Annotated in this window: 25 protein-coding genes and 1 riboswitch; of the genes, 6 read left to right on the top strand and 19 right to left on the bottom strand. The window is 71.4% G+C overall.

What is annotated here, in order from left to right; all coding sequences use genetic code 11:
• Positions 1–38: 38 nt before the first annotated feature.
• The gene (locus ACFYOY_RS10955; protein ID WP_351894500.1) at positions 39–860 is read left to right on the top strand and encodes an alpha/beta fold hydrolase; all 822 of its coding nucleotides are present in this window, start codon (positions 39–41) and stop codon (positions 858–860) included.
• On the top strand, positions 853–1,485 hold the full coding sequence (locus ACFYOY_RS10960) for a hypothetical protein (protein ID WP_351894497.1): 633 nt from the start codon (positions 853–855) through the stop codon (positions 1,483–1,485). The genes ACFYOY_RS10955 and ACFYOY_RS10960 overlap by 8 nt, the downstream gene beginning before the upstream one ends.
• A gap of 57 nt (positions 1,486–1,542) precedes the next feature.
• Here the strand turns inward: ACFYOY_RS10960 and ACFYOY_RS10965 are convergent, their stop codons facing one another.
• From ACFYOY_RS10965 to ACFYOY_RS10990, 6 genes are all read right to left on the bottom strand, one after another.
• Positions 1,543–2,340: an endonuclease/exonuclease/phosphatase family protein gene (locus ACFYOY_RS10965; protein WP_351894494.1), complete on the bottom strand. Its 798-nt coding sequence runs from the start codon at positions 2,338–2,340 to the stop codon at positions 1,543–1,545.
• Between the two features lie 23 nt (positions 2,341–2,363).
• Positions 2,364–3,305 (bottom strand): ROK family glucokinase, encoded by a 942-nt coding sequence (locus ACFYOY_RS10970; RefSeq protein WP_351894490.1) that lies wholly within the window; start codon positions 3,303–3,305, stop codon positions 2,364–2,366.
• A gap of 57 nt (positions 3,306–3,362) precedes the next feature.
• Positions 3,363–3,836: a DUF5304 family protein gene (locus ACFYOY_RS10975; protein WP_351894487.1), complete on the bottom strand. Its 474-nt coding sequence runs from the start codon at positions 3,834–3,836 to the stop codon at positions 3,363–3,365.
• Positions 3,837–3,978: 142 nt separating this feature from the next.
• Positions 3,979–5,286: an ArsA-related P-loop ATPase gene (locus tag ACFYOY_RS10980; protein WP_351894485.1), complete on the bottom strand. Its 1,308-nt coding sequence runs from the start codon at positions 5,284–5,286 to the stop codon at positions 3,979–3,981.
• Positions 5,287–5,412: 126 nt separating this feature from the next.
• Complete coding sequence (locus ACFYOY_RS10985; RefSeq protein WP_059143417.1) at positions 5,413–5,853, bottom strand: SRPBCC family protein; 441 nt, start codon at positions 5,851–5,853, stop codon at positions 5,413–5,415.
• A 66-nt stretch (positions 5,854–5,919) separates the two neighbouring features.
• Positions 5,920–6,681 carry a metallophosphoesterase gene (locus ACFYOY_RS10990; RefSeq protein WP_388586103.1) on the bottom strand — a complete coding sequence of 254 codons (762 nt, stop codon included), beginning with the start codon at positions 6,679–6,681 and terminating at the stop codon, positions 5,920–5,922.
• 252 nt (positions 6,682–6,933) lie between these two features.
• Between ACFYOY_RS10990 and ACFYOY_RS10995 the strand changes: the two genes are divergently transcribed.
• Positions 6,934–8,730 (top strand): AMP-binding protein, encoded by a 1,797-nt coding sequence (locus tag ACFYOY_RS10995; RefSeq protein ID WP_351894479.1) that lies wholly within the window; start codon positions 6,934–6,936, stop codon positions 8,728–8,730.
• Positions 8,731–8,818: 88 nt separating this feature from the next.
• Here ACFYOY_RS10995 and ACFYOY_RS11000 read toward each other — a convergent pair whose 3' ends face one another.
• From ACFYOY_RS11000 to ACFYOY_RS11025, 6 genes are all read right to left on the bottom strand, one after another.
• The gene (locus ACFYOY_RS11000) at positions 8,819–9,961 is read right to left on the bottom strand and encodes a glycosyltransferase family 4 protein (protein WP_351894476.1); all 1,143 of its coding nucleotides are present in this window, start codon (positions 9,959–9,961) and stop codon (positions 8,819–8,821) included.
• Between the two features lie 70 nt (positions 9,962–10,031).
• Positions 10,032–11,267: a hypothetical protein gene (locus tag ACFYOY_RS11005; RefSeq protein WP_388586298.1), complete on the bottom strand. Its 1,236-nt coding sequence runs from the start codon at positions 11,265–11,267 to the stop codon at positions 10,032–10,034.
• A 70-nt stretch (positions 11,268–11,337) separates the two neighbouring features.
• Complete coding sequence (locus ACFYOY_RS11010; RefSeq protein ID WP_351894469.1) at positions 11,338–12,462, bottom strand: NlpC/P60 family protein; 1,125 nt, start codon at positions 12,460–12,462, stop codon at positions 11,338–11,340.
• Between the two features lie 231 nt (positions 12,463–12,693).
• Positions 12,694–13,719: an NlpC/P60 family protein gene (locus ACFYOY_RS11015; RefSeq protein WP_351894466.1), complete on the bottom strand. Its 1,026-nt coding sequence runs from the start codon at positions 13,717–13,719 to the stop codon at positions 12,694–12,696.
• 369 nt (positions 13,720–14,088) lie between these two features.
• Complete coding sequence (locus ACFYOY_RS11020) at positions 14,089–15,450, bottom strand: NYN domain-containing protein (RefSeq protein WP_351894463.1); 1,362 nt, start codon at positions 15,448–15,450, stop codon at positions 14,089–14,091.
• A gap of 17 nt (positions 15,451–15,467) precedes the next feature.
• Positions 15,468–15,713 carry a hypothetical protein gene (locus tag ACFYOY_RS11025; RefSeq protein ID WP_059143410.1) on the bottom strand — a complete coding sequence of 82 codons (246 nt, stop codon included), beginning with the start codon at positions 15,711–15,713 and terminating at the stop codon, positions 15,468–15,470.
• Between the two features lie 152 nt (positions 15,714–15,865).
• Here ACFYOY_RS11025 and ACFYOY_RS11030 point away from each other — a divergent pair, with 152 nt between their 5' ends.
• Together ACFYOY_RS11030 and ACFYOY_RS11035 are read left to right on the top strand one after the other, a co-directional pair.
• A complete protein-coding gene (locus ACFYOY_RS11030; RefSeq protein ID WP_137965414.1) occupies positions 15,866–16,600 on the top strand; it encodes a rhomboid family intramembrane serine protease in 735 nt (244 codons plus the stop codon).
• A complete protein-coding gene (locus ACFYOY_RS11035) occupies positions 16,597–16,878 on the top strand; it encodes an Lrp/AsnC family transcriptional regulator (protein WP_014060065.1) in 282 nt (93 codons plus the stop codon). Before ACFYOY_RS11030 ends, ACFYOY_RS11035 begins: the two co-directional genes overlap by 4 nt.
• Before the next feature lie 121 nt (positions 16,879–16,999).
• Here ACFYOY_RS11035 and ACFYOY_RS11040 read toward each other — a convergent pair whose 3' ends face one another.
• The 6 genes from ACFYOY_RS11040 to ACFYOY_RS11065 form a co-directional block, all read right to left on the bottom strand.
• The gene (locus tag ACFYOY_RS11040; RefSeq protein WP_388586109.1) at positions 17,000–18,409 is read right to left on the bottom strand and encodes an aminotransferase class V-fold PLP-dependent enzyme; all 1,410 of its coding nucleotides are present in this window, start codon (positions 18,407–18,409) and stop codon (positions 17,000–17,002) included.
• A gap of 204 nt (positions 18,410–18,613) precedes the next feature.
• Positions 18,614–18,732, bottom strand: a riboswitch (SAM riboswitch).
• A gap of 95 nt (positions 18,733–18,827) precedes the next feature.
• Complete coding sequence (gene trpD, locus ACFYOY_RS11045; RefSeq protein ID WP_351894452.1) at positions 18,828–19,901, bottom strand: anthranilate phosphoribosyltransferase; 1,074 nt, start codon at positions 19,899–19,901, stop codon at positions 18,828–18,830.
• A gap of 166 nt (positions 19,902–20,067) precedes the next feature.
• Positions 20,068–21,705: a ubiquinol-cytochrome c reductase cytochrome b subunit gene (locus ACFYOY_RS11050; RefSeq protein ID WP_237516370.1), complete on the bottom strand. Its 1,638-nt coding sequence runs from the start codon at positions 21,703–21,705 to the stop codon at positions 20,068–20,070.
• Positions 21,702–22,757 carry a Rieske 2Fe-2S domain-containing protein gene (locus tag ACFYOY_RS11055; protein ID WP_351894446.1) on the bottom strand — a complete coding sequence of 352 codons (1,056 nt, stop codon included), beginning with the start codon at positions 22,755–22,757 and terminating at the stop codon, positions 21,702–21,704. Before ACFYOY_RS11055 ends, ACFYOY_RS11050 begins: the two co-directional genes overlap by 4 nt.
• On the bottom strand, positions 22,754–23,563 hold the full coding sequence (locus ACFYOY_RS11060; RefSeq protein ID WP_059143404.1) for a c-type cytochrome: 810 nt from the start codon (positions 23,561–23,563) through the stop codon (positions 22,754–22,756). The genes ACFYOY_RS11055 and ACFYOY_RS11060 overlap by 4 nt, the downstream gene beginning before the upstream one ends.
• 69 nt (positions 23,564–23,632) lie before the next feature.
• The gene (locus ACFYOY_RS11065) at positions 23,633–24,253 is read right to left on the bottom strand and encodes a heme-copper oxidase subunit III (protein WP_059143403.1); all 621 of its coding nucleotides are present in this window, start codon (positions 24,251–24,253) and stop codon (positions 23,633–23,635) included.
• Positions 24,254–24,464: 211 nt separating this feature from the next.
• On the opposite strand from ACFYOY_RS11065, the gene ACFYOY_RS11070 reads away from it, so the two are divergent.
• Positions 24,465–24,866 (top strand): hypothetical protein, encoded by a 402-nt coding sequence (locus ACFYOY_RS11070; RefSeq protein WP_388586115.1) that lies wholly within the window; start codon positions 24,465–24,467, stop codon positions 24,864–24,866.
• A gap of 21 nt (positions 24,867–24,887) precedes the next feature.
• Here ACFYOY_RS11070 and ACFYOY_RS11075 read toward each other — a convergent pair whose 3' ends face one another.
• Positions 24,888–26,135, bottom strand: a complete 1,248-nt coding sequence (locus ACFYOY_RS11075) for an Ig-like domain-containing protein (protein ID WP_351894437.1) — start codon at positions 26,133–26,135, stop codon at positions 24,888–24,890.
• Positions 26,136–26,352 lie beyond the last annotated feature (217 nt).

Raw genomic sequence — 26,352 nt, forward strand, 5'->3', positions numbered from 1 at the left:
ACCTCGATACCCGCTTCCCCAGTGAACGGAGATCCGTGGTGCCGCTCCTGCCCGGAGCCGAGCCGTTCCGCCATGACGGCGGAGAGATCGGCGTCCTCGTCTGTCACGGCTTCACCGGTTCCCCGCAGTCCGTGCGGCCCTGGGCCGACCATCTCGCGGCCCGTGGTCTGACCGTCTCACTGCCGCTGCTTCCCGGCCACGGCACCCGCTGGCAGGACCTCGCCGTCACCGGCTGGCAGGACTGGTACGCGGAGGTGGACCGCGAGCTGCGGTCGCTGATCCGGGCATGCGAGCGGGTGTTCGTCTGCGGTCTGTCGATGGGCGGGGCGCTCGCGCTGCGGCTGGCGGCCCAGCACGGCGCGGCCATCAGCGGCCTCGCCCTCGTGAATCCGGCCAACCGCATCCACGATCCGCTGGCCGTGGCCCTTCCGGTGCTGCGTCATCTGGTGCCCTCGGTGAAGGGCATCGTGAGCGATATCGCCAAGCCGGGGGTGCGGGAGTCGGGCTACGACCGGATGCCGCTGCACGCCGTGCACTCGATGCGCCGCTTCTACCGGGTGGTCGACGCCGAACTGCCCCAGGTGACCCAGCCGCTGCTGGTCATGCACAGCCCCCAGGACCATGTGGTGCCGCCGGCCGACTCCGAGCGCATCCTGAGTCAGGTGTCCTCGCGGGACGTCACCGAGCGGCTGCTGGAGCGCAGCTTCCACGTGGCGACCCTGGATCATGACGCCGAGTTCATCTTCGAGGAGACGGACACGTTCATCACCCGGCTGACGGCGGGTATGGGTGAAGACACCGACACCCGGACCGACCTCGGGAAGGGAAGCGGGAAGGAGGGGGCGGCGGCCAGTGGCTGAGCGCGACTCGAATGAGAACGAGGCGGACGCGCGGCGCGATGACGACGCCGCCTTCGCCGCCATCGTCGCCGCGTACGAGGAGGAGCCGCACGACCCTCCGGGCACCGAGCGATGGCCCGCCGCCGAGAACCTCGACGAGGATCGGGAGCGGGACCAGGACCGCCCGTCCGCGGCGGACGGCGACACCGTTACCGACTCCGACCGCGACGGACCCGGTGACGGCGAGGCCATCGGCGGGGCGGCGACGGCCGGGCTGACCAAGACCGACAAGACCGGTAAGCCGGTGGGCGGCTTCATCGTCTATGCCCCGGGGGTGGGCCCCCGCGACTGGGAGCCCGAGGAGCCGTCCGAGGACGACTTCGACGAGAGCGACGAGGGCCATTTCGTCCCGCCCGAGCCGCCTCCGCTCCCCGAGTCCGACACCACCTCCCGCTTCGCCTGGCTGGGCGTGCTGGGCGGGCCGCTGCTGCTGCTCGGTGTGGTGCTGTTCCAGGTGGAGATGGTCTGGTGGATCGCGACGCTGGGCGTCGGGGGTTTCCTGGGCGGCTTCGTCACGCTGGTGCTGCGGATGAAGGACGACGACGAGGAAGAGGACGAGGACCCCGGGCGCGGCGCCGTCGTCTGACCCCGGGGCTCCGGGGCCGGGCGTCGCGGCTCAGGCTCCGCCCGGGAGCGATCGGCCTCAGACCGAGGCGACGCGGGGCAGCCGGAGCGCGGCCAGGACCGGAAGGTGGTCCGTGGCCGCCAGGAGGTCCGCGTCGGTGACGCCGGGCAGCCCGGCCGGGACCCCACAGCCGATGATCTCGACGCCCTCGGAGGCGAAGACGGCGTCGATGCGCTGATGCGGGTCCTCGGGGTTCGAGGTGGCCTCGCTCCCCCAGGGCTCGGTGGCCCAGCCGTCCCGCAGCTTGCCCGCGATCCGGCGGAAGGCGAGGCCCTCCGGCCGGTCGTTGATGTCTCCGGCCGCGATGGCGTACGGGACGTCCAGCGCGGCCAGGTGGTCCAGCAGCAGCCCGGCCTGCTCGTAGCGCTCGGCCTCCGCGAGGCTCAGATGGCAGCTGACCACGCCGAGCCGGACGCCGACTGCGCTCTCCGGGGCGCCGGTGTCGCGGTGGCCGCCGCCGAAGCGCAGCACGGCGGTCGCGAACCCGCGCCGGTGCAGCCCGGGGACGCGGGGCAGCAGGGTGTCCTCGGCGTGCTCCACATGGGCCCGCAGCGAGGTGAGGATCATCGGGCCGGCGGCGGTGGCCCCGCCCGTGGTGTAGACGAGGCCGGTCTCCCGGGCCAGCCAGGCGGCGGCCTTGCGCCAGCGGAAGAAGCGCGGCGCCTCCTGGACGCAGACGACATCGGGGGTGCAGGCCCGGATCACCCGGGCCAGCGCCTCGCGGTCGTCACGCATCGAGCGGATGTTGTAGCTGAGCACCCGCACCACGGCCGCGTCCGGGTCGGTGGTGGATCCGGGCAGGTCCGCGAGCGGCACGATGACGGTTCCCCCCTCGCCTCTCAGCCCTGGCGGGCCAGGTCGGCGGCGCCGACGAGCCCGGCCTTGCCGCCGAGCTGGGCGGCGAGCACCTGGGCGTGCGGACGCCACTGATTGCCGACCAGCCAGCGCCGGAAGGACTTGCGGATCGGCTCCAGGACCAGATCGCCCTCGTCGGAGACCCCGCCGCCGACGATGAACGCCGAGGGGTCGAAGAGCGAGGCGAGGTCGGCCAGCCCGGCTCCGGCCCAGCGGGCCAGCTCACGGAAGGAGTCGATGGCCACCGGGTCGCCCTGGCGGGCGGCGTCGCTGATGTGCTTGCCCTCGATGCCCTCGGCGGTGCCGTCGCCGAGGCCGAGGAGGATCGTGGCGTTCTCCGGGGTGGCGGCGGCGCGCTGCCTGGCGTAGCGGACCAGCGCACGGCCGGAGGCGTACTGCTCCCAGCAGCCCTGGCTGCCGCAGCCGCACAGCAGACCGTCGGGGACGACCCTGATGTGGCCGAACTCGGCCGCGACGCCGAAGCGGCCGCGGTGCAGCTTGCCACCGATGATGATGCCGCCGCCGAGGCCGGTGCCGAGCGTGATGCACACGACGTCGTCATGGCCGACCCCGGCGCCGAAGCGGTATTCGCCCCAGGCGGCCGCGTTGGCGTCGTTCTCCACCACGACGGGCAGGCCGACGCGCTGCTCGACCTTGTCCTTGAGCGCCTCGTGCCGCCAGTTGATGTTGGGCGCGAAGAGCACGGTGGCGCGCTTGTCGTCCACATATCCGGCCGCGCCGATGCCGACGGCCTCGATCTCGTGTCCCTCGCTGACGATGCGCACCGCGTCCGCGATGGCGTCGACGACTCCCTCGGGAGTCTGCGGGGTCGAAACCTGGCTCGTCTCGAGAATCGAGCCCTCTTCGTCGACCACGCCGGCCGCGATCTTCGTACCGCCGATGTCGACGCCGATGGTGAGTCCCATGAGTCCCTCAGTTATTTGGTCGAACCCCGCCGAGGCTAACGGTACCGGAGGTGGCGCTCAGTCGAGGTCGATGTGTTCACTACTCGAACTCGTCGATTCCTCGCCGCGATCCTTGGAGCTGCCCTCGGCGCCCTGGGTCCAGCGCCGCTCCTGGCCGGTCACGGCGGCGCGATAGGCGGCGAGCAGCTCGGATCCGGCGCTGGCGAGGTGTTCGAAAACATCTGGATTGCGCTCTATGACCGGTTCCGCGGCAGCCTTCGCCCCTTCGATCAATTGTTGTACGGCCCCCTGAACCGCCGTCCCGGCGAGCGGCGCCTGGAGCCCCGCGACCTTGTCGGCGAGCGCGTCGGCCAGCTTGAGGAACTCCTCGGCGACGCTCCCCGGCTCCTCGGCGGACTGCCGGGCCCGCCGCCTGGCCCGCTCGGCGGCGAGGTCCTCGGCACACGCCCGCTCCCAGGCGTCGGGGTCCAGCTCGGTGACCGGTACATCGGTCAGCGGGGGCTCTGCGGGGCGCTCGGTGGCATCGCTCATGGCGAACTCCTGCGGCGGGGATGCTGGCTGCCCGGTCTGTTCATCCGGGCTTGTGACCGACGTTACCCGAAGGAGGGGGGCGGGGTCAGAGCCCGGACCGGCCAGGACCGGAGCCGGGGGCCGGCCGGAGCCGGGGCCGGGTTCAGAGCCGCTTCGGCCACAGGTCGGGGTCGGGGGTGAAGCGGACCTGGAGCCATCCGTCGCGCAGCCCGGCGCCGGAGACGGTACAGCGGCGCAGGGCGGACGGCAGCGGCAGCACCCGGTGGAACGGGCCGACGGTGACGATCAGTTCGTCGCCCCGGCGCACCAGCCCGAGCCCGTCGCGGTCGGCGCCGGGCAGCGGCAGCCGCCACAGCAGCACCCCGTCGTCGGCCAGCCGGTCCTCGACGGTCCAGGGGTCGGGGGCGGGCCGGTCGGGCCGCGCCCCGGGGGCCCCAACGGCCCCGGCGAGCGCGGCGAGCCCGGTCGGGGCGCGCTGGGCGTCCACACCGCCCACACCGGTCCGCGGCTCCGCGCCCCGCGGGTCGCCGACGCCGTGCGGATCGCGGCCCAGATGCGGCAGCTCACGGACCGGGACGGCGGGCGCCCACTGCTCGTACAGCTCCTTGAGCGCGTCCTGCTGCTGGCCGGAGAGCGCGGCGAGCCACGGGTCGGAGGTCCCGGTGGGCAGCAGCCGGTTCGCGATCACCGCCTCCACCCGGCGGCCATGCAGCGCGAGGCCCGCGCGGGCGGTGCGCAGCGCCCGGTCGGCGAGCGGCCCGGGCTCCACGACCAGCCGTACCGTCGTGGCCTCGGACTCGATCACCCCCTGGACGGCGGCCAGTTCCCGCTCCCAGCGCTCGGCCGTCTCGTACAGCTTCTGCGCGGGCATCGGCACCCCCGCGAGCTGGGCGAGCATCGGCCGCAGCGCACGGGCCGCCTGCCGCTCGGCGGGCAGCAGCCGCCGCAGATAGCGCCGTAGCTGCTCGGGCAGCGCGAGCAGCGCGACGGTGTCCGGCGCGGGCGGCATGTCCACGACGAGGACGTCCCAGCCGGTGCCGGGCGGGGCGGTCTGGGCGGCGCGCAGGGCGCGCAGCAGCGCGAGGGACTCCACCCCCGGGAGGGCGGTCAGCTCCTCGCCGTCCAGCGGGGTCGCGCCGAGCAGGTCGAGCAGGCCGTGGCCGCGGTCCTGCAAGGCGGTGAGCTCACTACGGAACCACTCGTCCGTGACGATCCGCGCGGCCCACACCCCCGGGGCGAGTTCGACGGGTACGGACCACGGCAGCCGGTCCGCCGACCGCCCGGGGGCGGACCGCAGCGCCCGGATGCCGAGCAGCGCCTCGGGGGTGCCGTCCGGGTCGGCGGTGAGCAGCAGCGTCCGCTGCCCCTCACGGGCGGCGGCGAGGGCGGTCGCGGCGGCCACGGTGGTGCGGCCCGCGCCGCCGGTACCGGTGACGAGGACCGTACGCATGAAGGGAGCCTCCGGCAGGGTGGTGCGTCAGATGCGCGGCGCGGGTTGGATGATCCGCCCGGCCGGAGCGTACCCCGCGCCGCGGACCACCCCGGGCACCGTCGGGGCCCGGGTGGTCCGCCCGGGTCAGGCGCTCTCGACGCGCTTCTTCAGGCCCGCGAGCGCGCGGTCGATGATGACCTTCTCGGCCTTGCGCTTGATCATGCCCAGCATGGGGATCTTGACGTCGACCGTGAGCTGGTACGTCACCTCGGTGCTCTTGCCGCCGTCCAGCGCCGACAGCCGGTAGGAGCCGTCGAGGGTGCGCAACATCTGGGACTTGACCAGGGACCAGTTGACCTGGTCGTCTCCGGTCCAGCTGTACTGGAGGGTGTAGTCGTCCTTGATCGCCCCGGCGTCGAGCAGCATCCGCACCTGCTCGGCGCGCCCCCGCTCGTCCTTGGTGAGGATGTCGGCCTCCTTCACCTCACCGGACCACTCCGGGTAACGGTCGAAGTCGGCGATCACCTCCATCACGTCGGCCGGGGCCGCCTCGATCGTGATGCTCGAGCTGGTGTGTTCCGCCATCGCCGTGGCTCCTCCGTACCGGTCCGCCGCATGAGCTCTCTGCCGCTGAAGGCTACCGCGCGCGCGTCACCACTCCAGGGCCCAGGGGGTGCCGGAAGAGGCGAAGTGTCCGACATTGACGCACTCGGTGGCGCCGATCCGCATACGGCGGACGAGCGGCTGATGGACATGGCCGAAGAGGGAGTACTTGGGACGGACGGTGTGGATCGCCTCCAGCAGTGCGGCGCTGCCGCGCTCGAAGCGGCGGGCGACGGTGTCGTAGCAGAGGTCGGGCACATCCGGCGGGATGTGGGTGCAGAGCACGTCCACCTCGCCGAGCGCCGCGATCTTCGCGGCATAGGTCTCGTCGTCGATCTCGTAGGGGGTGCGCATCGGGGTGCGCAGCCCGCCGCCCACGAAACCGAAGACGAGCCCGCCGATCTCGGCGCGCTCGCCGTCGAGGACGGTGGTACCGGACTGGGCGTACTCCGGCCACAGTGACGGCATGTCGACATTTCCGTAGGTGGCGTACGTCGGGGTGGGGAACGCGGTGAAGAGCGCGGCGTACTGGCGGCGGATCGCGGACTCTATGGCCGTGTGGCGGTCGATCCCCGCCCACAGCCGGTCGCCGAACACCCGGGCCTCCTCGAAGCGGCGGGCGGTGCGCAGCTCGACGAGGCGGTCGGCGTTCTCGACCCCGAAGAGATCGGGGAAGATGCCACGGGAGTGATCGGCGTAGTCGAGAAAGAGCACGAGGTCGCCGAGGCAGATCAGGGCGTCCGCCCCGTCACCGGCCTTCTCGAGGTCCTCACTGTTGCCATGCACGTCACTCACCACGTGGACTCGCATGCGTGTCACCCTAAGACGTAAGGGCCCGTGCCCGTAAGGTGTTCTGCCTGCAGCGACCCGCGTCCACCTGCGGTTCCTTAGCGGCCACGGCGTCCGTCGACTAGTCTGCGGGCAGCATGAAGGCGGTGTGTGACGCATCAAACATCTGGGCTGGAACCCCTATCCCGGAAGCGTACCGATGGGTAACGTCCGGGCCGTCCACCACCCCCCATGCCCTGTAGCGGCGCCGGCGCCCCATGAGGAGCAGCAGTCTTGCGCGAGTTCAGCCTTCCGGCCCTGTACGAGGTTCCGGCCGACGGCAATCTGACGGATCTCATCCGCCGCAATGCCGCACAGCATCCCGATGTCGCCGTCGTCGGTCGCAAGGTCGACGGCCGATGGGAGGACGTGACCGCGACCGCGTTCCTGGCCGAAGTGCGGGCCGCCGCCAAGGGCCTGATCGCGGCCGGGGTCGAGCCGGGCGACCGGGTCGGCCTGATGTCGCGGACCCGCTACGAATGGACGCTGCTGGACTTCGCCATCTGGAGCGCCGGCGGGGTCACCGTGCCGGTGTACGAGACGAGTTCACCGGAGCAGGTCCAGTGGATCCTCAGCGATTCGGGCGCGGTGGCCGCACTGGTCGAGACCGGGGTCCACGAGGCCGCCGTCGAGGCCATCCGGGACAGCCTGCCCACCCTGAAGCATGTCTGGCGGATCGAGGGCGATGCCATCGAGACGCTGCGGAAGCTGGGCGCGGACGTGCCCGAGGAGAAGGTGGACGAGCGCTCCTCGATCGCCAACGCCGACTCCCCCGCCACCATCGTCTACACCTCGGGCACCACGGGCCGCCCCAAGGGCTGTGTGCTCTCGCACCGCAGCTTCTTCGCCGAATGCGGTAACGCGGTGGCGCGGCTCAAGCCGATCTTCACCACCGGTGAGTCGTCGGTCCTGCTGTTCCTCCCCGAAGCCCATGTCTTCGGGCGGCTGGTGGAGATCGCGGCGGTGCTGGCGCCGATCAAGCTCGGCCATGTGCCGGATGTGAAGTCCCTGACCGACGAACTCGCCGCGTTCCGGCCCACCTTGGTGCTGGGTGTGCCGCGCGTCTTCGAGAAGGTCTACAACTCGGCGCGGGCGAAGGCCCAGTCCGAGGGCAAGGGCAAGATCTTCGACAAGGCGGCCGACACCGCGATCGAGTACAGCCAGGCGCTGGACGCCCCGGGCGGGCCGTCCTTCGGGCTCCGGTTCAAGCACAAGGTCTTCGACCGGCTGGTCTACAGCAAGCTGCGGGCCGTGCTGGGCGGCCGGGCCACCCACGCCATCTCCGGCGGGGCCCCGCTGGGCGCGCGGCTGGGCCACTTCTACCGGGGCATCGGCTTCACGGTCCTGGAGGGGTACGGCCTGACGGAGTCCTGCGCGGCGACCACCTTCAACCCCTGGGACCGGCAGAAGATCGGCTCGGTCGGGCAGCCGATGCCGGGCACGGTGGTGCGCATCGCCGACGACGGCGAGGTGCTGCTGCACGGTGAGCACCTCTTCACCGAGTACTGGAACAACGAGACGGCCACCGCGGACGCGCTGTCGGACGGCTGGTTCCACACCGGGGACGTGGGCACGCTCGACGAGGACGGCTATCTCACGATCACCGGCCGCAAGAAGGAGATCATCGTCACCGCGGGCGGCAAGAACGTGGCTCCGGCGGTGATCGAGGACCGGATCCGCGCCCATGCCCTGGTCGCCGAGTGCATGGTCGTCGGCGACGGCCGTCCCTTCGTGGGCGCGCTGGTCACGGTGGACGAGGAGTTCCTGCCCCGCTGGGCGGCCGAGCACGGCAAGCCCGAGGGTGTGACGGTGGCCGAGCTGCGCGAGGACCCGGACCTGCTGGCCGAGATCCAGCAGGCGGTGGAGGACGGCAACGCGGCGGTGTCCAAGGCGGAGTCGGTGCGCAAGTTCCGCGTCCTGGCGACGCAGTTCACCGAGGACTCCGGGCATGTGACGCCCTCGCTGAAGCTGAAGCGGAACGTGGTGGCGAAGGACTTCGCGTCCGAGATCGAGGCCATCTACCGCGGCTGACGACGGCGGGGCCCAGGGCGATGCCCCCGGGCCCGGACCGTCACGGCAGCGACGTCAGGCACCCGCCACGGCGCGGTGCCGGGGACCGTCACAGCAGCGACTTCAGGCGGTCGGCCAGCAGATCCCAGCGCCAGCGCTCCTCCACCCAGGCGCGGCCCCGCTCGCCCATGCGGCGGCGCAGCTCGGCATCCTCCAGCAGGGCCACGACGCGCTCGGCGCTCTGCTCGGCGGAGCCGCCCGGGACGACCCACCCGGTCTCCCCGTCCAGCACCGCGTCCGGCGCCCCGCCCGAGTCCCCGGCGACGACCGGCAGACCGGTCGCGGACGCCTCCAGATAGACGATGCCGAGGCCCTCGACGTCCAGCCCGCCGCGGCGGGTGCGGCAGGGCATGGCGAAGACGTCGCCCGCGCCGTAGTGGGCGGGCAGCTCCTCCCAGGGCACGGGGCCGGTGAACCGTACGGAGTCGGCCACCCCCACGGTCTCCGCGAGCCGGCTCAGGTCCTTGGCGTACGGCCCGCCGCCGACGATCAGCAGCACCGCGTCCGGCACCCGCTTCAGGATCCGCGGCATGGCCCGGATCAGCGTGTCCTGCCCCTTGCGCGGCACCAGCCGGGAGACGCACACCACGACGGGCCGCTCGGCGAGGCCCAGCCGGGCCCGGATCTCGTCACCGCCCGAGCCGGGGTGGAAGGTCTTCTCGTCCACACCGGGCGGGAGTTGCACCATCCGGGCTGCGTCCCGGGGGTCGAGCGCGGCGGCGATACGGGAGCGGGTGTACTCACCGAGATAGGTGAGGGTGTCCGTGGACCCGCCGATTCGCCGCAGCAGCCGCCGTGCGGCGGGCAGCTGCGCCCAGGCCGCCTCGTGGCCGTGCGTCGTGGCCACCAGCCGCCGCGCCCCCGCCGCGCGCAGCGCGGGGGCCATCAGCCCGAGCGGCGCGGCGGCGCCGAACCACACCGAGGTGCAGCCGTGCTCCCGCAGCAGCGCGGTCGCGCGGCGGGTGACCCGCGGGGTGGGCAGCAGCATGGTCGTCCGGTCCCGGACGACCTGGTACGGCTGCTCGGCGTCGAAGCGGGCGGTGGCCTCGGCGCCCTCCTGACCACGCTTCCACGTGGAGGCGTAGACGACGATCCGGTCCGGGTCGAGGCGCAGCGCGATGTTGTGCAGGAACGCCTGGATGCCGCCGGGGCGGGGCGGAAAGTCGTTGGTCACGAGCAGGGTCTTGTCCATCGTGGCCGACAGTACCGGGTGCCGCGGCGCGCCCGCTCCGGCCCACCCGGGCCGGGGACCAGGGCGGCGCTCAGCCCAGTTCGGTCGCCACGTACTTCTGCCACAGCGCCGTGAACTCCGTCAGGCTCACCCCCAGCACCTTCCGCAGCGCCGACTCCACCGCCCCCGAGCGCTCGGGCGCCCGGCCCACCGTGCGGTAGAAGTCGACCAGCTTCCTCTCGCCCCACCGGTCCGCGATCAGGCGGCAGGCGAGCCAGCCCTGTTCATAGGCGCGGGAGAGGCGGTCGGGGTCGCTGCCGAAGCGGAAGTCGTCGTCGCGCGGCAGCGAGGTGGGCACACGCCCGGCGACGACGGCGTCGGTGAGTTCGGGTGCGACCTGGCGGGGGGTCCGGCCGGGGGTGCGGTAGCCCACCCAGTCGGCGAAGCCCTCGGAGAGCCAGAGCGGGGTGGCGGCGCTGGTGGCGGTGCGGGTGGCGACATGGGCCGTCTCATGCGTGATCACGACGCGTCGGCCGAAGTCGCCGAGGACCTGGTACGCCTCGGGGTTGACGATCACCCGGTCCGCGGGCGCCTCGTCACCGGCCCCGCCGACCTCGCCCGTGGTGACGGCGGCGATCCCGCGGTAGCCGTCCGCGGAGGCACCGAGGAGGGCGGCCATCCGGTCCAGGGAGTCGGGGACCTCGACCACCACGCGTCCGGCCCACTCATGGGGCCAGACCCGGCCGAGGACGGGCACCGCCCGGTCCGCGATACCGGCGATCGCGCGCAGCACCCGCCGGTCCTGGCCGACGCCCAGGACGAGGCTGTGAGCGCCGCGGACGACGTCGACCGTGCCCTGGTCCCAGAGCTGTTCCGTACCGCGCTTGCCGTCCACCACGCCGTCGTCGGAGGCGACGTACCACCGCCCGTCGCGCCGGGCGAGGGTCAGGTACTGGGCGGAGACGACCGGCGCGGTGTCGTATCCCGTCAGCCGGTACCGGAGTTCGACCTGTGCGGCGAGGCTGCGGCCGCCGACCGGGGCGGGAGTGAAACCGCCGGTGCGCACCAGCCGGTAGGTCCAGGAGCGCAGCGGTACGGCGGACATCTGCCGGAACACCCGCCGCTGCTCGGCCACATAGTGGGCGGAGCCGCGGTCCACGGTGGCGAGGAAGGCGTCCGCGTCCCGCTCCCGGACCGCGGCGGCCCGCTGGTCCAGCAGGCGCTGCACGGCCCGGCCGTCACGCCCCTCGGGGTCGTCGGGCGCGGGGGCGGGGGCGCAGCCGCCCAGCGCGGTCAGGGTGAACGTGCCCACCAGCGGCAGGCACAGCAGCGCCCGCCATCCGCCCGACCTCCACCAACCCGCCACGTCTTAGATCGTACGAGCCCGCGCGCCGGCTTCAGACGCGAGTGATGGAAGAGATCGGCAACATGCCCACGGGGTCGTAGCGGACCCGCGCCCCGGGGTAGGGGGCGTGGATCACCTGTCCGTTGCCCGCGTACATGGCGACATGGCTGGCGTCGGAGCGGTAGACCACCAGATCGCCGGGGCGGGCCTGGGACAGCGGCACCGGCTGCCCGGCTTGCGCCTGGGCCTGCGAGGTGCGCGGAATGGCCACCCCGGCGTGGGCGTAGGCCCATTGGGTCAGCCCGGAGCAGTCGAAGGCGGTGGGACCGGCGTGGCCCCATGCGTACGGCAGCCCGAGGGCCGCCCGTGCCGCGCCGAACGCCGCCGCGGCCCGCCCCGAGAACGGCGCCGCATGCCGCCCGCCGATGCGGCCACCGGGGAACTCACCGGGGCCGGTTCCAGTACCGGAGGAGAGGGTGCCCGGCGGCAGGCCTGCGAGGGCACCGGGCTCCCGTCCGCCCGCCCGCGAGGCGCGGTGGGCGTAGCTCTCCCGGTCCCTGGGCGGCAGCGCGTTCACCAGCCGCCGCGCGGTGGCCAACCGGTGCTGGACCGCCCGCTTGTGGCGGGCCACGACCCGGCGGCTGTGCTCCAGCTTCACCAGCTTGGCCGCGGCCTCCGCGCGCTCCTGTCGCAGCGTGCGCTGGGCGCTCTGCACCACCCGCAGCTGTGCGGCCTGGCGACTGGTGATCCGCTCCAGGATGGCGGCCCTGTCGAGGTACTGGGCCGGGTCGCCGGAGAGGAGCAGGGCCAGGCCCGGGTCGATCCCGCCGGAGCGGTATTGCCCGCCCGCGAGGGCGCCGAGCGCCACTCGCATCCGGTTGACCCGCCCCTGGCCCCGGGCGACCCGGTCCTGGATCCGGTCGACCTCGCGGCGCAGGGCCTGGGTGCGCGTCTGCGCCGCGTTGTAGCGCTCGGTGGCCCGCTCCGCCTGGGCGTAGAGCGTGGCGATGCGGTCGCCGGCGGACCGGGCGGACGGACGGCCCGCCGGGTCATACGGTTCGGCACCGGCCGCCACCGCGGACAGCGCGGCGGCGGAGGCCACCGCGGCCGCCGAGGCGGCGGTCCAGACGGCGACCCGGCCGGACCCGGGTTTCGCGACGCGACGACAGGACGCCATGGGTAGCCGCACTCCCTTCCGCAGTGTCGGGCTGAGAACTGCGGGCAGACAGTAGCCGTGGGGCTACCCACGGTCCAACGGCCGTGGTGTGCGGAGAAACTGACGCCCCGCCGAGTGACGCAGGTCACCGGCGGGGCGGGGGATCAGCGAGTGCACTGGAGGTTCGCCCGAAAGGATGGCTCTTGGGGCGGTTTGAGACCCCTTTTCCAGTTCCTGATCAGACCTTCCGGATCAGACCCGGACGCCGAACTGGAACGGCATGTTGTCCATCGACTCGTAGCGCACACCGGCACCGGGCTTGGGCGCGTGCAGCACCTGGCCGTTGCCCGCGTAGAGACCTATGTGGTGCAGGTCGCCGTAGAAGAGCACCAGGTCGCCCGGCTTGAGCTCACCGCGGCCGATGCGGCTGCCGGCGTTCGCCTGGTCCTGGGAGATGCGCGGCAGCTGCACCCCGGCCTGCTGGTAGGCCCAGCCGGTGAGTCCGGAGCAGTCGAAGGAGGACGGACCGGTCGCGCCCCAGACGTACGGGAGGCCGATCTTCGTCTTGGCGGCGGCGAGCGCGGCGGCGGCACGCCCCGACTCCGGCACCTCGTTGCCCAGGTCGACCCGGCTGCTGGAGCGGTTGGCGCGCTCCGCGTCCTGGGCCGCCATCTGGGCGCGCTCCTTGGCGGTCAGGGTGTTGAGGAGGTTCCGGGCCTTGGACAGCTTGCCCTGGATCTCGTCCTTCTTCTTGCCGAGCGCCTTACGGGTGTCCGCCAGGTCCTGCAGCTTGGTGGACGCCTCCTCGCGCTGCTGCTTGAGGGTGCGCTGCTTGTCGGCGATCTTCCGCAGGGACTCGGCCTGCTTGCCGCTCAGCTGGCTGAGGGTGGACGCCTTCTCGAGGTAGGTGTCCGGGTCGGAGGAGAGGAGCAGCTGCACCGAGGGGTCGATGCCGCCGGAGCGGTACTGGGCGGTGGCCATCGAACCCAGGCCGTTGCGCAGCTTGTTCAGGTCCTCCTGGCCGCGCGCCACCTTGTCCTGCAGATCGCCGACCTGCTTCTCCAGCTTCTGCTGCTTTTCCTTGGCCCCGTTGTACTTCTCGGTCGCCTGCTCCGCCTCTTCGTAGAGCTTGTCGACCTGCTCCTTGACGTCCTTCTTGTCCTGCTTCGGAGCGGCCTGGGCGGCCTGGGAAGTGAGAGCGACGGCGGCGGCCGCGGTCGCGGTAAGGACGGTTACCCGAGTGCGGCTCGGCTGCTTGGGTCGACGGTGGGACGCCACGAAGGCGAGCTCCTTCTTCCTCCAGCCGCCTACCGGGAGTTGGTGGGGTTGTGAAGCCCCGGCTCCGCGACAGGGCGCGGACTCGGCGGTACCTCCGCTGTCACCCCGGATGAGTGATCAACCGCGCGAAGGTTCGAGCCGACCTTAGTGACCCCGCCGTGATCCGTTCAAATCCCAACGGCAAAAAAGTCGCTCCGGAAGGGCATCTTTTACGAATGTCACACGGGCAGTGATGGTCGATTGACGCTCCGCTGACATCAGAAGTGGTGCGAGGTCGACCTCTGAAGAGAGTTCGGGCCCGGAGTCACAGACACCCAGAAACACAGGAACCGGGGAGACGGGAATAACGGAGATACGGGATACGACGCCTCAGGTACGGGCAAGTCGCTTCAGCAGCAGCGCGGATGCCACGGGGCGCGCTCCGGCGCGCGCCACTCCGTCGGCCACCTCGCGGTCAGTGGACACCACCACCACCGGCCGGCCGGGCGGCTCCGCCCGCACGATCTGGCGGATCAACTCATCCGCCGTCACCCCGGGCTTGCTGAACAGCACCCGCACCCCGCGCGGCGGCGCGAGCAGCACCGGCGCGGCCAGTTCGGCCCCGTCGAAGACACAGGTCATCTCCGCGCCCGTCTGGGCCGCGAGCACCGCGAGACCGCCCAGCAGCCGCAGCCGCTGCTTCTCCAACGGCATCGTGGGATAGCCGGTCTTGGTGACGTTGTAGCCGTCCACCACCAGATGCGCCTGCGGCAGCGCGAGCAGCTGGTCCAGCAGGGCCGGGTCCATCTCCGACAGCGCCCTGGTCGCTATGTCCTTCGGCGTCATCTTCCCCGGCTCCACTGCGTCCACCGTGTCCGCCGGGCGCATCGAGGCGGGCGGCAGGGCCAGTTCACGCCGCAGCCCCTGCGCCGCGTCCAGCACCGTGTCCAGCAGCAGCCGCAGCCGCATGTCCTCCACGCTGCGCCCCTCGCGCACCGCCCGACGGCTGGCCTCCAGCGCCGACTCCGCCTCCGCGAGCCGGCCCCGCAGCCGCCGCGCCTCGCTGTCCGCGGTGGCCTGACGGGCCGCCGCCTCCGCCCGTACGGCCTCCAGCTCCGCCTCGGCCTTGCGCAGCGCGGCCGCGCCCCGCCGCACATCGCTCTGCGCGCTGCGCAGCTTGCGCTGCAGCCCGTCGTTCTCCTTGCGGGCGGCCTCCAACTCGGTGCGCGTCCGGTCCGTCTCATGCCGGGTGGCCGCCTTGGCCTCGGCGAGTTCGTCGCGCAGCCGCTGCAGCTCGCGCGCCGCCTCCTCGCCGGCCCGCTCGGCGGAGGCCCGCTGGGCTTCCTCGCCCGCCGCCTCGACCAGCTTGACCCAGCCCACCGGCCGCAGCACATACGCCACCGCCGCCACATCCACCGGATCGGCCGCGGCGGGCGGCGAGCCGCCCTCGATGGCCTCGGCCAGCTCCCGCTGGGTCTCCCGCAGCCGTCCCGCGATCCGCTGCCGGAAGACGGGGTCGCTCTCCACCGCGGCGGCCATCGCGTTGCCCGCGAACTTGGCGCGGCGGGTCGGGGTGAAACGGGCGTACTGCCGCAGCTGGGTGGGCAGCTCGGTGACCGTCAGCCCGCCGAAGGCGTCCGCGACCAGCGCCACCACCCGCCGCCGCACCCCTTCCGGCAGCGGGCGGTCCAGCGCCTCGGTGACGCCCTCGGCGTCACCGGCCGCCCCGGGGTCGCCGGTCCGCTCCACCACCTGTCATCGCTCCGTTCTCAGGCGCTCAGGCCGGTACTCGGACGGTCCACGAGTTCTACCTGGTCGACCGCGTTGCACCAGCGACAGCGCACTGACTCAATGGTCTCACTGAGCACCTCGCGTTCCTCGACACTGGGTTCCCCGGCCAAGTCGAGATGCACATACTCCACGGCTCTGGTCGAGCGGGTCACATCGAACCGGGTGAGGTTGCCGCACAGTGTGCAACGCCAGCGGGTCCGGTCGGTCGGCAGGGGCACGGCCATGATTGCGGGTCCTCGCTTCTCGGCTCGTCGGCGGCGTCCTGTAACCCTACGGCCTGAGCCTTGCCCCGCGCCGGGCCCGTCCCGCCCGCGCCCCGACGGGAGCGCGGCGAGGCACTCTGTGGAGGTTGCGCCCGGTACGGAATGATCTGACCATGATCGAGACGTCGTCGGGGCGCGGCCGCCCCTGGATGGCGGGGCCCGGCCGCCCGTGGGTGACATACGGCCTGATCGTGAGCTGCTGCCTGCTCTTCGTCATCGGACCGGCCTCGGGGCTCAACCCCGGCTATGGCACGGGCGGGCGGCTGGTGGAGGCCCAGTCCACGTACTTCGAGCGCTGGGGAGTGGTGCCCAGCGCCCTGTGGAGCGGCGCCCCCGACCAGCCGCTCGCCCCGCTGACCGCGCTGTTCGTGCACGGAAACTGGCTGCATCTGCTCGGCAACATGCTGTTTCTCTACGTCTTCGGGGCGATGACCGAGGAGCGGATGGGACGAGTCCAGTTCGCCGTCTTCTACCTCGTCACCGGCTATCTGGCGCTGCTCGGCTACGCCGCCGCGCACGCCGACTCCGCCCAGACCCTGGTGGGCGCCTCCGGGTCCATTTCCGGGGTGCTCGGCGCCTTCTTGTGGCTGTTTCCCCGGGCCAGGGTGACCAGTCTCTTTCCGTTTCTGTTCTTTCTGCCGCTGCGCTTTCCGGCCTGGGCGGTGCTGATCTTCTGGGTGGCCCTCCAGTGGCTGGCCGCCCGGCAGGCCGACGACCGCCCCGGTGTCGCCTATCTCGCCCATCTCGTGGGCTTCACGCTCGGCTTTCTCTACGCGTGGGGGCGGTTCGGGAGGACGACTAGAGTGGGCGGCGCAGCCAGGGCCAGTGAGGGAGAAAGCCAGCCGTGATCACTTCGATCGTGCTCATCAAGACCAGCGTGGACCGGATTCCGGAGACCGCCGAGAAGATCGCCGCGCTGGAGAACGTGAGCGAGGTCTACTCGGTCACCGGCGCGCACGATCTGATCGCGATGGTGCGGGTGGCCCGGCACGACGACCTCGCGGACATCATCACGGGGCAGATCAGCAAGCTGCCGGGGGTGGCCTCGACCGAGACGCACATCGCCTTCCGGACGTACTCGCAGCACGACCTCGAGGCGGCGTTCGCGATCGGTCTGGACGGCTAGCGCCACACCCCCGGCCCCGCGGCCCCGGCACCCCCCGGGGCCCAGGGCTCCCTCAGCCCTCCGACCCCCGGAGCCCAGCGGCTCGCTCCCTCAGCCCCCGGCGTCCCCGGGGCACAGGGGCTCAGCCGCGGTCCGGGACGCAGCGGCCGTCCTCGGTGCGGTAGCTCCACCGGGCCCCCTCACGCACCAGCTCCTTCACGGCGCCGACGAACCGCTCGACATGCTCGTCCGGGGTGCCCGCCCCGAAGCTGACCCGGATCGCGTTCAGCGAGCGCTCCCCCGGCGCGGCCTCCGGCGCACCGCATTCGCCCGGCTCGTCGGGCTCGCTGTCCAGCAGGGTGCGGACCAGCGGATGCGCGCAGAAGAGCCCGTCGCGTACGCCGATGCCGTACTCCGCGGAGAGCGCCGCCGCGAAGTGGGAGCTGTTCCAGCCCTCCACCACGAACGACAGCACTGCGACCCGGGGGGCGTCGTCGCCGAACAGCGAGAGCACCCGCACCTCGGGCACCTCGGCCAGCCCCGTCCGCACCTTCTCGATCAGCTCCCGCTCACGGGCGACCAGGCCCTCGAAACCGGCCTCGGACAGCGCCCTGCACGCCGACGCGATCGCGTAGACGCCGATGACGTTCGGCGAGCCCGCCTCGTGCCGGGCGGCGGTGGTGTGCCACTCGACGTCGAGACCGCCGTCGTCCCTGCGCGTCACCTTACGGCTGGCGCCACCACCCGCCAGATACGGCCGGGCCTCCCGCAGCCAGTCCGCCCGACCGGCCAGCACACCGGCGCCGAAGGGCGCGTACAGCTTGTGCCCGGAGAAGGCCACCCAGTCGACGTCGGCCTCCGCGATGTCCACCGGGTGGTGCGGGGCCAGCTGCGCGGCGTCCAGGACGATACGGGCGCCGTGTGCGTGCGCGGCCGCGGCCAGCTCCCGCACCGGCCACAGCTCACCGGTCACATTGGACGCGCCGGTCACACAGACCAGCGCCGGGCCCTCGGCGCGCCCGGCGAGCGCCTTCTCCAGCGTCTCCACTGCCTGCCGCGGGGAGCGCGGGGCGCTGAGGTAGCGGACGGTGACGTCCTTCCGCTGCTCCCAGGGCAGCAGCGAGGCGTGGTGCTCGGTCTCGAAGACGAAGACCTCGGTGCCCCGCGGCGCCACGGCGGCCAGGAGGTTGAGCGAATCGGTGGTGGAGCGGGTGAAGACGACCTGGTCGTCCTCGCGGCAGCCGAGGAAGGCGGCGACGTCCTTACGGCTGTTCTCGAAGAGGTCGGTGGACAGCTGCGAGAGGTAGCCCGCCCCGCGGTGCACGCTGCCGTAGTACGGGGCGTACGCGGCGATGTCGTCCCAGACCCGCCGCAGCGCGGGGGCGCTGGCGGCGTAGTCGAGCGCCGCGTAGGTCACCTCGCCCCCGGTGACCAGGGGCACCAGGACATCGCTGCCCAGCACGGGCAGCGGCCCACGGGCGGCGACGGAGGAATCGGCGGAGGCGGCGGAATCGGCAGAGACGGAGGCGGCGGCAGAAGGGCGCGCGGACATGGCGAAGTCTCCCGGGAGGATCAAAGGCGTGAGAATGCGTGACGCGCACAAAGACGGCGGTGAGCCGACCGTCAGGGCGCGGAAAGTCGCTCGACGCACGGCCATACCGCGCGGAGCACAAGAGGGGAAACGGGCCGCTCGGCCCTAGCGCATTCGCTGCATCACGGAAGAACTCCCTCGACCACCAGGACCCCTAGTGCGAGGGGTCCGCGCTTGCCGCCGGCCTCGCTGCCAGGCGGCCTGGTCATCACCCGGGGCACCCCGCCACGGACGGAGGGTTGCCGGACAGCGGGCCGGGGCCGTAGTCGCTGTCACTCGTGACCTGGTCAGGAGTATGCCATGCCGGACGGCGGCGCCCATGCCCTGTCCGCATCCCGGACAGGGCACGGACAGAACATGGGCGCCGTAAGGGCAACGCCTATGCGTGAGTGGCCCGTACCCACCGCTCCAGGACGTCGCGCGCCGCGCCCGAGTCGATCGACTCGGCGGCCCGCGCGACACCCGCCGCGATCCGCTCCGCCAGGGGCTTGTCCCCCGGCTCCGGCTCGAGCGCCACCAGCGCCGCCGCCGAGTTCAGCAGTACCGCGTCCCGGACCGGGCCCTGCTCGCCCGCCAGCAGCCGCCGCGCCACATCGGCGTTGTACGAGGCGTCCGCGCCGCGCAGGGCCTCCACGGGGGCCCGCTCGATGCCCACGTCGCGGGGGTCGAGGGTCTCCTGGCGCACGGCGCCGCCCCGGACCTCCCACACCTGGGAGGTCGTGGTCACGGTGAGCTCGTCCAGCCCGTCGTCGCCGCGGACGACCAGCGCGGAGGAGCCCCGCTCGGCCAGCACCCCGGCGATGATGGGCGCCATCCGGGCGTCGGCGACGCCGGTCGCCTGGCACTTCACCCGCGCCGGGTTGGTCAGCGGGCCGAGCAGGTTGAACGGAGTGGCGACGCCCAGCTCGCGGCGGGCCGAGGCGACATGCCGCAGCGACGGGTGGAACTTCACCGCGAAGCAGAAGGTGATCCCCGCCTCCTCCGCGACCTCCACCACCCGCTCCGGGGTGATGTCCAGGTTGACGCCGAGCTTCTCCAGCACGTCGGAGGCGCCGCTGGCGGAGGACGAGGCGCGGTTGCCGTGCTTGACGACCCGCGCGCCGGTACCGGCGACGACCAGCGCGGACATGGTGGAGATATTGACGGTCTTGGCGCGGTCGCCGCCGGTGCCGACGATGTCCACCGTCTCCCCGGGCACCTCGATCACCTTGGCGTGCTCGTACATGGCCCGCACCAGACCGGCCACTTCGGAGACCGTCTCGCCCTTGGAGCGCAGCGCGATCGCGAAACCGGCGATCTGGGCGTCGGTGGCCTCGCCCCGCATGATCCGGTCCATGGCCCAGGCGGTGTCGTCGGCATCGAGGTCCCGGCCGGCGATCAGCGAGGTCAGTACGTCCGGCCAGGTGCGGGCCGTCGCGGTGCTGTCGCCTCCGGCGGGGGTCACAACGTCCATGGTCCGCTCCTGGATCCGTGGGGGTGGGCAGGGAAGGGGCCGCGCACGTCAGCGGCCCGCCGCCAGCCTATCGGCAGCACGACCAGGGCCCCGGCCGGACCGTGTGGTCCGGGCCGGGGCCCTGGTCTGTGGCGTCAGCTGACGTGCGAGAGCGGTACGGCGGAGATCAGTGGTGGCCGTGGCCGCTGGTGATCTCGTGGTACTCCTCGCGGGTCGGCTTCGGAATGACGTTGTCCTCGCCGTAGTAGCCCTTGGAGAGCTTCGAACGGATCCGCTGCGCGGGCGTCACCTTCCGCTTGACCCCGTTCTCGTCGGTCTCGGGGCCGATCTCGTAGGGCTCGGGCTGCTCGTGCTGGGTCAGCATGTGCAGCTGCTCCTGCGCGAGCGGCTCGTGGACCTCGACGAACTCACCGTGCGGCAGCCGCTTGATGATGCCGGTCTCACGGCCGTGCAGCACCTTGTCGCGGTCGCGCCGCTGGAGGCCGAGGCAGATCCGCTTGGTGGCGATGAACGCCAGGACCGGGCCGACGAAGAAGCCGATCCGCACGAACCACGTGATCGAGTTGATCGACAGGTGGAAGTGGGTGGCCCACAGGTCGTTACCGCCACCGATCAGCATCACGAAGTACGCGGTCAGCCAGGCGACACCGAAGGCCGTACGGGTCGGGGCGTTGCGCGGGCGGTCCAGGATGTGGTGCTCACGCTTGTCGCCGGTGATCCAGGACTCGATGAACGGGTAGAGCCCGATCGCGAAGAGGACCAGCGGGAAGAGCACGATCGGGATGAACACGCCCAGGACGAGCGTGTGGCCCCAGGCGGTGATCTCCCAGCCGGGCATCACGCGGACCAGACCCTCGGCGAAGCCCATGTACCAGTCGGGCTGGGCGCCGGTGGACACCTGGTCGGGCCGGTAGGGACCGATGGTCCACACCGGGTTGATGGTCGCGACCGCGGAGAGGACCGCGATCACACCGAAGACCAGGAAGAAGAAGCCGCCCGCCTTGGCCATGTAGACCGGCAGCAGGGGCATGCCCACGACGTTCTTCTCGGTCTTTCCGGCCCCGGGGTACTGCGTGTGCTTGTGGTAGAAGACCAGGATCAGGTGCGCCACCAGCAGGCCGAGCATGATGCCCGGCAGCAGCAGGACGTGGACCGGATAGAGCCTCGGGATGAGGTCCATCCCGGGGAACTCGCCGCCGAAGACGAACATCGAGATGTAGGTGCCGACCACCGGGATCGACAGGAACACGCCCTCGATGAACCGCAGACCGGTGCCGGAGAGCAGGTCGTCGGGGAGCGAGTAGCCGGTGAAGCCGGTCAGCATGCCGAGGAAGAACAGCAGGAAGCCGAACAGCCAGTTGATCTCACGCGGCTTGCGGAACGCACCGGTGAAGAACACGCGCATCATGTGCGTGAACATGCCGCACAGGAAGACCAGCGCGGCCCAGTGGTGGATCTGCCGGATCAGCAGACCGCCCCGCACCTCGAAGCTGATGTCGAGCGTCGAGGCGAACGCCTCGGACATCTTGACGCCCTGCATCGGGACGTACGGCCCGTGGTACGTGACCTCTTCCATGCTGGGGTGGAAGAACAGCGTCAGATACACACCCGTGAGGATGATGATGATGAAGCTGTAGAGGCAGACCTCGCCCAGCATGAAGGACCAGTGGTCCGGGAAGATCTTGCGCATATTGGCCTTGGCCAGGCTGTAGACGCCCAGCCGGCCATCGGCCCAGTCGGCGACGCGCTCGCCCGCGGGCGCTTTGCCGCGGCGCTGCGCACCGCTGTCGCTTGTAGTACTCATCCGCGCTCCCAGTAAGCAGGACCGACGGGCTCCGGGAAGTCGCCCATGGCTTCGAGGTACCCCTGGTCGTTGGCCCTGATCCGCAGCTGCGGCAGCGCGTGACCGGCCGGACCGAAGATCACTCGGCCACCGTCGGAGAGGTCGAAGGTCGACTGGTGGCAGGGGCACAGGACGTGGTGCGTCTGCTGCTCATAGAGGTTGATCGGGCAGCCGACGTGGGTGCAGATCTTGGAGAACGCGACGATGCCCTCGTGCGACCAGTCCAGCTCGCGCTTGTCCTTGATGTTCTCCGGCTGCAGCCGGACCAGCATCAGGGCCGCCTTGGCGATCTCCGTCTGGAAGTCGTGCTGCTCCTCGCTCATGCCCTCGGGCATGGCGAAGGTGAGCGAACCGACGGAGATGTCCTCGGGACGCAGCGGCTGCATGGTGTTGTAGTTCATCAGCCGCTTGCCCTTGGCCCACTTGGTGTGCCGCAGCTTGGTGCCCGGCAGCGGACCGAGGTCCCGCAGCAGCACGACGCCGGAGAGCGGCACCAGCGCGAGCGCGCCGAAGAGGGTGTTGCGGGCCAGCTTGCGCCGCCCGAAGCCGGACTCCTTGGCACCGGCCCGGAAGTCGTCGAGGACCTTCGACTTCACCTCGGGGCTGGCCTCGATGGGGTGCCGCTCGTCGGCGATCTCCTCATCGGACATCAGGGTGCGGGCCCAGTGGACCGCGCCCGCGCCGATGCTGAAGAGCGCGATGCCGAGCGTCACACCGAGCGCGAAGTTGAGCGCGCTGATGTGCCCGATCGGGAAGACGTAGATGTACTTGTCGACCGGGAGCGCCACATACGCGGCGATGAACGCGATCGTGGCCACCATCGAGACCGTGAAGAGCAGGGCGACGGTGCGCTCGGAGCGCCGCGCGGCCCGCTCGTCGATGTCCTGCACACGGTGCTCGTGCGGGGGCAGCCCCGGGTCGGCGAACGGGTCCTCGGCCAGCCTTACGGCGCTCTCGGCCCCTCGCTCTTCCGGCAGCTTGTCTTCTGCTTCTGAAATCTCGTGGCTACTCATGACTTCTTGGCCTTTGCGGTCCGGGCGGCGACCCAGATGGTGAGGACGATCATCGCGCCCATACCGAAGACCCAGCCGAACAGACCCTCGCTCACCGGGCCGAGCCCGCCGAGCTCGAGGCCACCGGGGGTCTTGCTCTTGTCGCTGTTGACCGTGTCGAGGTACGCGATGATGTCCTGCTTGTTCTTCTCCGGCATCACGGTGTCGGGGAAGGAGGGCATGTTCTGCGGGCCGGTCTGCATGGCCTCGTAGAGATGCTTGGCGCTGACCCCGTCGAGAGCCGGCGCGAACTTGCCGTTGGTGAGGGCACCACCCTTGCCGGCGAAGTTGTGGCACTGCGCGCAGTTCGTACGGAAGAGCTCCCCGCCCTTCGCCACGTCCGCGCCGTCCGGGCTGTACTGGCTCTTGGTGGGCGTCACCGGACCCGCGCCGAGCGAGGAGATGTAGGCGGCGAGCTGCTCGATATCGGCGTCCGAATAGATCTTCTTCTTCTTCGGCACCTGGGCGCCCGGCTGCTGCGCGGGCATACGGCCGGTGCCGACCTGGAAGTCCACGGCGGCGGAGCCGACGCCGACCAGGCTCGGGCCGTCAGAGGTCCCCTGACCGCCCGTGCCATGGCAGCTGGCGCAGCCGACGGCATAGAGCTTCTTGCCCTCCTCGATGGCGAGGGACTGGGCGGAGCTGTCGTCGGCCTTCGCCTCGCTCGGCGAAAACGCGGCGTACAGCCCCCCAGTGACCGCCAGCGCGAAGAGTAGGACGACGAGCGCAGCCAGCGGATGGCGCCGTCGTGCGGAGAGCTTTTTCACGGATTACCCCGGTGTCAGGATCTTCTGCGTCGATGCTGTTAAGGACGTGGTTCCGGTGCGGTGACCGGCTTACTTGATCATGTAGATCGTGGCGAAGAGGCCGATCCAGACGACATCGACGAAGTGCCAGTAGTAGGACACGACGATGGCCGCCGTCGCCTGCTGGTGGGTGAACCTCTTGGCCGCGTACGTCCTGCCCAGGACAAACAGGAAGGCGATCAGGCCGCCCGTCACATGCATGCCGTGGAAGCCGGTGGTCAGGTAGAACACCGAGCCGTACGGGTCGGAGGAGAGCGAGAGCCCATCCTTCTTGACCAGCTCGGTGTATTCGAAGATCTGACCGCCGATGAAGATCGCGCCCATGATGAAGGTGATCACGAACCAGGTGCGCAGCTTCTTCACGTCGCCGCGCTCGGCGGCGAAGACGCCGAGCTGGCAGGTGAGGGAGGAGAGCACCAGGATCGTGGTGTTCGTCGCGGAGAACGGGAAGTTCAGCGCGGACGCCATTTCCTTCCAGTGCTCGGCTCCGGTCACCGATCGCAGGGTGAAGTACATCGCGAAGAGGGCCGCGAAGAACATCAGCTCGGAACTCAGCCAGATGATGGTTCCGACGCTGGTGAGGTTCGGCCGGTTGACCGACGGGTGCGCGTGCCCGGTTTCTACTGCTGTTGCTGTCGCCACGACCGACATTATGTCGGTCGCTTATCCAGCGCTCACTCCCGGGGGTCCCGTTCGGAGTGTCAAGGACCGTGGCGGGGGCATCGACCCTGCTCGTCGGGGTTGTTCGGGACAGTCCCCCGAAGGAGGGAGAGATCCGTACACCCCCTCCTCCGGACGGCTGTACGGGAGTAGCATCCGCCACAGGAGCCCGGCAGATCACTTACTTCGCCCGGAGGTCATGATGCGGCCGATCGCAACGGTGCTGGTCTACAGCGATGACGCGAGCACCCGCGAACAGGTGCGCCTCGCGGCCGGGCGGCGGCCCGCCGCCGATGTGCCACCGGTGGAATTTCTGGAGTGCGCCACCCTCCCGGCCGTTCTCTCGGCACTGGAGGAGGGCGGCATCGACGCCTGTGTGCTGGACGGTGAGACGGCGCCCGCGGGCGGGATGGGCGTCTGCCGGCAGATCAAGGACGAGATCTTCCAGTGCCCGCCGGTGCTGCTGCTCATCGGCCGCCCGCAGGACGCCTGGCTGGCCACCTGGAGCCGCGCGGAGGCCGCGGTCACGCATCCGGTGGACCCGGTGGCCCTGGCGGACGCGCTGGCCGGGCTGCTCCGCCAGCGGCTCTCCGTGGGCGCCTGAGCTCACCGTCCGCACTCCTGTTCAGACCTGGGGACGGAGCCGGGCGGAGTCGGCGGGCGTGGCGTCGGACTGGCCGCCGGAGACGGCGCTGCCCTTGCGCCAGTCCGCCCAGGCCATGTTCCAGTCGCCGTAGCCGTTGCCGAACGCCGCCATGTCGTCTCCGTTGCTGTTCACGACCTGGACGATGTCACCCAGCCGCACGGTGTTGAAGAACCACTCGGCGTTCGCCGTGCTCATGCCCGTACAGCCATGGCTGACGTTGGCGTAGCCCTGCGAACCGGTGGACCAGGGCGCGGCGTGGACATATTCGCCGCTCTTGGTCACCCGGGCGGCCCAGTAGACCATCAGGTCGTAGGAGCCGGCGCCGAGCCCGATGCTGGCACCCGTCATCCGTACGGCGGATTCCTTGGCCAGCACCACCTTGATGCCGTTCCGGGTGTCGAATCCGGGCATACCGGTGGTGATCGGGATGGTCCGGATGGGCACGCCGTTCCGCTTCACCGTCATCTGGTGGGTGCCGGAGTCGGTGAGGGCCTCCAGGCGGTCGCCGGTGGTCAGCCGCAGCGACTTGGTATCGCCGCCGTAGAGCCCGCCGCCGATCCTGATGCCCTTGAGGTTGGAGTGGGCCGTGATGGTGGCGTGGGCGGGCCAGTACTCCTGCGGGCGGTAGTGCAGGTTACGGCTGTCCACCCAGTGCCAGACGCCCTCCACCGCGGGCCGCGAGTCCACCTTCAGGGCGCGCTCGATCACGGCGCGGGCCGAGGGGTCCTTGACGGGCCGGCTCAGCTTGGCCGTGATGGGCTGCCCCACTCCGTACTCCCCCGCCTTGGGGCCGAAGGTGACCTTCAGCAGCCGGCGGGCGGAGCTGGTGGTGAAGTCGACGGTACGGCGGCCAGGAGCGCCGTTGGAGTCCTCCGTGGACACCTTCAGCGTGTAGTGGGCGCCCGCGGCCAGCGGCACGGTACTGCGCCAGTGCCTACCGTCCTCGGCCAGTTCGCCCCGGACGTAGCGGCCCGCGGCGTCGGTGGCCGTGACATCCGTGATCCGGCTGTCGTCGCCCTTGGCGGTCACTTCGAGCGGCTTGTCCGGATCGGCCTTGCGGCCGTCGCCGTCACCGCTGAACGAGATCTGGTCGGCGGCGTCGTACGGCTTGGCGGACAGGGGGTCGGGAGATCCCGCGCATCCGCTCACACCCGCTATCAGCGGCGCCACCAGCAGGGCGCAGGTCAGCACCGCCCGGCTTCGGAGTGATCGAGGTGTGTGGCTCATGGACTCAACGTAAGAACGGCGTCCGTGGACGGCGCGCGGAGTGAGGCAGCGGGGTGAACCGGCGGGCCCACCGGGGCCGCGGCCCGGCGCCCGGCCGGTGAGACGAGCGGGGGGCCGCCCCCCCGGGGGGGGGGGGGGGCCCGCCCGGGGAAACGCGCGCCGCGGCCCCCCGGGCCGGGTGTGGGTGGGGGGGGACCCGCGGGGGTAGAAGAACACA

The organism is Streptomyces sp. NPDC007875 (assembly GCF_042868035.1).
Classification (GTDB): Bacteria; Actinomycetota; Actinomycetes; order Streptomycetales; family Streptomycetaceae; genus Streptomyces; species Streptomyces antimycoticus.